Origin of the sequence: uncultured Jannaschia sp., from assembly GCF_947494025.1 — a bacterium.
In the GTDB taxonomy this organism is placed as follows: domain Bacteria; phylum Pseudomonadota; class Alphaproteobacteria; order Rhodobacterales; family Rhodobacteraceae; genus Jannaschia.
Genome location: NZ_CANLTQ010000065.1, coordinates 1 through 5,474 on the forward strand (window position 1 = coordinate 1; position 5,474 = coordinate 5,474).

Sequence of the window (5,474 nt, forward strand, 5' to 3'; positions counted from 1 at the left end):
GATAGTGTCCATTATCTCATAGTGGACACTATCGATGCTCAGCGGACGACGTCAGGGCAGCGAGCCCGGACGCTTACCTTCGACCAGCGCCGGCGACCATCAACTGAACGACCACCAAGACGGGCTGATGAGCGCAGTGCTCGATAGAAATTGCGACGGCACGTCGGCTCGCAAGGCCGGCGTGATGGCCGTCGTGGTCGTCTTCCGCACTGTCCAGCCGGGCGACGCCATCAAGATCGCCTGCCGCCGAAGCCGCATCAGGCTCTGAAACGAGTCAGAGCGGACAACTGATCCCGCCGAAATATCCCGCCAGCTTTGCTTTAACGGTCTGTCCGCCGTGCCCTCGTCGCTCGAATTCCAACCGCCAGCACGATGCCAGCAATCCCCAAGGCGGCGGCCGGGCGCATCTGGGCCTCCATCATCAGACTGACGCCGCGCGGCGGCGGGCCGGGCTGGTCGGAGCGGACCTCCCCCGCGCGGGCGGTGTCATGAAAGTTGTCGCGCATCCCCGAACGCGGCGGGCGGTTGGAGGTCTGCAGCAGCCGACCGAACGCCTCCATCCCAAAATCGGTCAGGCGCGGTGCCACCCGGCCCGACTTTGTAGTGAGCCAGCCCGCGCCGCCCACGTCGAGATCGCGGATGTGGTTCTCGCAGGTCCAGGCGATGCCGCGCGCCACGACTTCGGGCGCGTACGCGCGGGGCGGGTTTTTCGTGCCAGCGGCCCGCACGTAGGACCGGGCGTACTCCATGTAGGGCGTGTCGACCGAGCCGGGCTTGACCAGCGTCACCAACAGGGAGAAACCGTCGCGCTCAATCTCCATGCGCAGTGCATCCGTCACGGCCTTCAGCGCATGCTTGGACGCAGAGTAGGATCCCTAGTTGATCATCGCGCGGTCGCTCAGCTGTGAGCCCACGGTGATCAGCTTGTCGCAGATGCCCTGCCAGTAAAGACGCAACGCCTTGAGCGAGCCGTGGAGCGCTCGCCAGTAGTTGGTCTCGAAGAGCCGACGCTGGTCGGTCAGCGGGACGTCCTCGACGGTGCCGTAGATCGCGACACCTGCGTCGTTGATCCAGGTGTCGATCCGCCCGAAGCGGCTTATACCCTCATCCGCGGCGGCGCGGAGCGCATCGCGGTCGGCAACGTCGGCAGGCGCGGCCAACGCGAGGGGCAACTCATCGGCCAACGCGTCGAGCGCATCACCGGCGCGCGCCACAAGGATAAGGCGCGCGCCAGCCTGCTGCAAATTACTGCGACGGTGCCGCGGCTGGTATGTCGGGCTTCCGCTGGCCTGCTGCATCTACAGCATCTTACGCTGAGCTGACTATTCTCTGTGATGGGTTATGGGAAAGAGACGGCCTGCCGCCTCAGATTGGCGGAGCGGCGCGCTCGGTGATCAACTGGCGGGCGGTGACCCTTTCGCGGTGGATCATGTACAGGCCGGCGCCGATGATGATGACGATGCCCGTCAGGGTCAGCGCATTCGGGAAATCTCGGAATATCAAATAGCCCAGCAAGGTGGCCACCGGCAGTTCCAAGTATTGCAGCGGCGCCAGCGTAGCAGAGGGCGCCATCGACAGCGCATAGGTCATCATCATGTGGCTCAGTGTGGCGAAGAAGCCCACGCCGAGGAGCCAGAACCACGCAATACCTGCGGGTCGCACCGGATCAAGCAGTTCGGACCCCGTGCCTTCGGCCAGCACCAACACGGGCAGACAGAACAGGCTGGCGATCAGGCCGGTGTGGAACTGCAACGTCACGGGATGCACCCGCCGCGACAGCCCGCGTGTCACAAGGATATAGAACGCAAACCCCACTGCGGTGCCCAGCGGAAACAGCGCCACCGTGCCAAAGGCTGCGAAGCTGGGTTGGATCACGAACAAGACCCCAACGAAGCCTACGATCGCCGCCCCGACGCGGCGCGGGCCGACATCTTCGCCCAGGTAGAACTTGCCCATCAGCAGGACGATGAAGGGGGCCACGAAAGCAATCGCCAGAGCATCCGCCAGCGGCATGACGCGGATCGCGGCGATGAAGCAAAAGGTCGAGACAAGCAGAAGCATCGCGCGAAACAGCAGTGCCAGCCATTGTCCCTGCGCCACCCGCAGCGACAGGCCCATGATCCAGACAAACGGTGCCATCAGCGCGCATTGAACGACAAAGCGTGCCGCAGTGATCTGACCCACCGGAACGCTACTCGAGGCCAGTTTGGCTGCCACATCGAGCAGGGGAGCCGTGACGCAGAACCCCAGCATCAAGGCGACACCGGAAAGGATGCGGTCGGTGGAGGCCGTGGCGGAGGTGACGCCGGTCATGGACTTTGATTAGAGACCCGCCCTGCGCACGTCTATCCTTCCTCGCCGCGCCCAGCGGCGTCGCAGAGGTCATGGCGGGAATAGGGCGGCGTGGCCGAACTCGACGCGACTGGCCCATCGCGGTCATCCATGCGATGTGCAGCGAACGGCAACTCACCGCCCTCCCGTTCCATCTAATGCTGCAAAGCTCTCGACGCGGCGCTGCCCGAACGATTAACGGCGATCTCGGCCATCAGGTTGACAAATCTTTAGTCCGGGCCACCGTCCACGCCCAGAGTTGAAATCAAAAATGCGGGGGCGGTCTAGCTGAGCCTCAAGAGCGACCCGCCCCAGCGAGGAGGACGCCATGGAGGCTCGAGCGATCGCAGCAATCATACTGGCGCCGTTTGCGCTGGCCTTTGTCTACGCCGCTGTCCACGAGTTCCTACGCTACAAGTCCGACGGGCGTGCCAACTATGGCTTGGTCTATGACGAAGAAAACGGGACGACCCACGTCTCCGGAATTGCAGACGACGAAGAAGCTTATGATCCGGACGACTTCGACCCAAGCAGCTACCAGAATCCGAATGTCCGGCAAGACGTCGATACGAAAGACGGGCAGACGATTGGCCTTGGCAGGTGAACACCCATCCGAATGTCCGCTTGCTGCGCTTAGCTGCCATTAGTCCGGGAGGCAGCGTAGGTCCGCTGCCCGCCCTTATTACCACTCGCCGCAAGCCCATTCTTAAAGCCGATTTCGAGGTCCCTACCCTGCCCCGTCCCGCCGCTCCCCTTCAGCCACAACTTTCAGCACGTCGTCTCAGCAGGACACCGCAGATCGCCGCGGCGATCGCCAGAACCAGGACGCCGCGCCCGACGAGGCGATCACGGTAGGCCGGGGCTTCGAGCTGTCGCAGGCGCTGCTCCACGGCCGTGTAGTCGTAGCGATAGTCTTCAGGCTGCATGAGGGATCTCCCGGGTCCGGCCCTTGAGACGAACAGGCATGTCGGGATCGAGAAGCTCGCGCTCGATCGGCAGATGGCGGTAGACGATGCGCTCGCGGATATCGAGCTTCGGCGGTGCGTCCTTCATTGCCTGCAGCTCGCGCCGGAGCATCGCGATCGTCTCTTCCTGGCTCAGGAGCCGCTTCCGCTTCGCCGCCAACGTCCGGAGCGTCCGTGCATAACCTTCCGGGCGTGTCTGCTGCGCGAGGTAAGCCGCCAAGAACGCCGCTAGGCCGGTCGAGAGCGCGGCGGAAAGACCGACGCCCAGCACGACCCAGAAGGTGACGACGTTGGCCTGCTCCTCACTCACCTCGTGGATCGCGACCCCGTAGGCCTTGGCCGCGATGTCGTAGATCACGCTCTTCTCGGCCAGCCGGGCGATCTCCTGCTGCCGGGCCGCGATGGCGCCTCCCAGATCGACGCTGGAGTCCTGCGCCTGCCGATCGTTCGCCATGGCCTGCATCAGGTTCTGCAGGCGGGTGCGCTCGCGGTCGAGATTTTCGAGAATGGCTGCGACACCTTCCGCCGACGACAGGCGCGCGGTCTCGAGCGCGTCCCGAGCCTCGTTGCGTTCCGCTTGCAGCTCTTGGATCTGGCTGTCGAGAAGGCGTCCTTCGGAGGCGGCCCAGTCCTCCATGCGGGCGTCGATGTAGGCCTGACGGGTCGGCATCGAGCGCTGCGACGCGAGACCCTGTTCCGCGATACTCGGGTTGCCGCTGTCGATGCGGGCCGAATTGTTGTCGGTCTGTGAGTCCCAGTCCGCGCCGAACATCGCACGCGCGTCGGATTGTCGAACGAGGAGGGCCTCGATCTCCGCAGTCAGCTCATCGAACCGAGCCTCCGCCGCCTCGACGGCTGGAGTCTCCGTACTGGCGTCACGCTGACGCTCGAGGGCCTCCAGCGCGGCGCGGATGTCCGCCACCTGGCTCGTCCGGTCCCCGGCGCCGTCGCGGCGCTCCCGCATCGACGCGAGTTCGGATTGCTGCGCCGTGATCTCGAACTGCAGCGCCCGGAACCAGGTGCTGCCGGCCATGGTCACGGTCTCGAACGTGGCGACGGTCCCGCCGACGAGGAGTAGCGCCGCGAACGGCTTCATCGTCCAGCGCGCGGTATAGAGGCTCACGCCGGCGGGGATCTTGAAGAGCTCGAGGACTGCAAGCAGCAGCGGGAACGCCGCTGCCGAGGCCGCCAGCGTCAGGTTCGCATGGCTTGCATAGGCCGCTGCCGCTTGAACGGTCGCAAGGCCGAGACCGGTCGAGATGAGGATGACTTCGGCGGCGATCGCGACCGCGAAAAGCTTCGTACTGGTACGCATGATACAAATCTGTGGAACGGAACAATCCGCGCACATTCCGCGATCGGGCGGTCTTTCGACAAGTTTTATCGATCGCAACGGTTAACCCGGCGTCGTCCGTGCTGAGAGCGCCCGCGTCTTAACCCGTCATTCACTATGGTCGTGCCAGGAAAGAGGTGCACGAAGTTCCCCCCTTCGACGCAACAAGGCGCGCAGCCAAGTCTCTCCCCTTTTCGCTGCGCGCCGCCTCCTCCCGCCCATGGCATTGCAAGCTCTCTCAAACGTGCCGACCATGCATCAGGCAACGGCATTGTCTTTCACGATCTTGCATGTTCGCTATACGTTCTGTCGCCATGGGTAGCCGCAAACCGACCCGGTCCGAGACCGCGAACCACGAATACGCCGTCCGGCTGACGATCGCCGTGCGTGGCAACCGCCACGACATCCACAACCGCGCCATCAACCGGTTCCTGAACCACGCCCGCTGGCCCTACCACGTCGTCCCCTGCCGCATGCCATGCGGGCGCAAGGCCGTGTATCTTTACCTGCCACATATCGGTGCGGCGATGGAGGTCATGCTGCACTGCCCCGAGTTCGGACTGCTGGCCGAGCCGTATCTTGGGCCGATGAGGTGAGCAGGAAGCAATGCCGGGTAATCGTCGGACTCCGTCGAATTGACGGTGATCGCCACGGGGACGATCTCGGCGTGCCGCAGTTTGGTCATTCGATCTCGCCAGTTCGCCGGGCATGCTTCTCGACCTGTTTCGACACCACCGCCGGCGCCGCGCCTTCGTCCGTCGCAAGGCGGACCGGATCGTCGCGATCCACGGGCGGTAGGGCTGGTCCGTGGCCCGTGGCCGGGCCTGCCTGCTGATGCACGTGCC

General features: G+C 64.5%; 6 protein-coding genes and 1 pseudogene. 3 read left to right on the top strand and 4 right to left on the bottom strand.

The genetic code is table 11. The annotated features are described in order from the left end of the window. Positions 1-34: 34 nt before the first annotated feature. Positions 35-268, top strand: coding sequence for a hypothetical protein (locus Q1B08_RS20715; RefSeq protein ID WP_299823071.1), 234 nt, complete (start codon positions 35-37; stop codon positions 266-268). Positions 269-320: 52 nt separating this feature from the next. On the opposite strand, the pseudogene Q1B08_RS20720 reads toward Q1B08_RS20715, so the two are convergent. Together Q1B08_RS20720 and Q1B08_RS20725 are read right to left on the bottom strand one after the other, a co-directional pair. Continuing rightward, a pseudogene (locus Q1B08_RS20720) lies at positions 321-1,298 on the bottom strand (SDR family NAD(P)-dependent oxidoreductase). Between the two features lie 67 nt (positions 1,299-1,365). Then, on the bottom strand, positions 1,366-2,313 hold the full coding sequence (locus tag Q1B08_RS20725) for a DMT family transporter (RefSeq protein WP_299823074.1): 948 nt from the start codon (positions 2,311-2,313) through the stop codon (positions 1,366-1,368). A gap of 346 nt (positions 2,314-2,659) precedes the next feature. On the opposite strand from Q1B08_RS20725, the gene Q1B08_RS20730 reads away from it, so the two are divergent. Next, positions 2,660-2,935 (top strand): hypothetical protein, encoded by a 276-nt coding sequence (locus Q1B08_RS20730; RefSeq protein ID WP_299823077.1) that lies wholly within the window; start codon positions 2,660-2,662, stop codon positions 2,933-2,935. A gap of 151 nt (positions 2,936-3,086) precedes the next feature. Here Q1B08_RS20730 and Q1B08_RS20735 read toward each other — a convergent pair whose 3' ends face one another. After that, on the bottom strand, positions 3,087-3,257 hold the full coding sequence (locus Q1B08_RS20735; protein WP_299823080.1) for a hypothetical protein: 171 nt from the start codon (positions 3,255-3,257) through the stop codon (positions 3,087-3,089). Then, complete coding sequence (locus Q1B08_RS20740) at positions 3,247-4,611, bottom strand: hypothetical protein (protein ID WP_299823083.1); 1,365 nt, start codon at positions 4,609-4,611, stop codon at positions 3,247-3,249. Before Q1B08_RS20740 ends, Q1B08_RS20735 begins: the two co-directional genes overlap by 11 nt. 332 nt (positions 4,612-4,943) lie before the next feature. On the opposite strand from Q1B08_RS20740, the gene Q1B08_RS20745 reads away from it, so the two are divergent. After that, entirely contained in the window at positions 4,944-5,225 is a 282-nt protein-coding gene (locus tag Q1B08_RS20745) for a hypothetical protein (RefSeq protein WP_299823086.1), read from the top strand. The last annotated feature ends 249 nt before the right edge of the window (positions 5,226-5,474 follow it).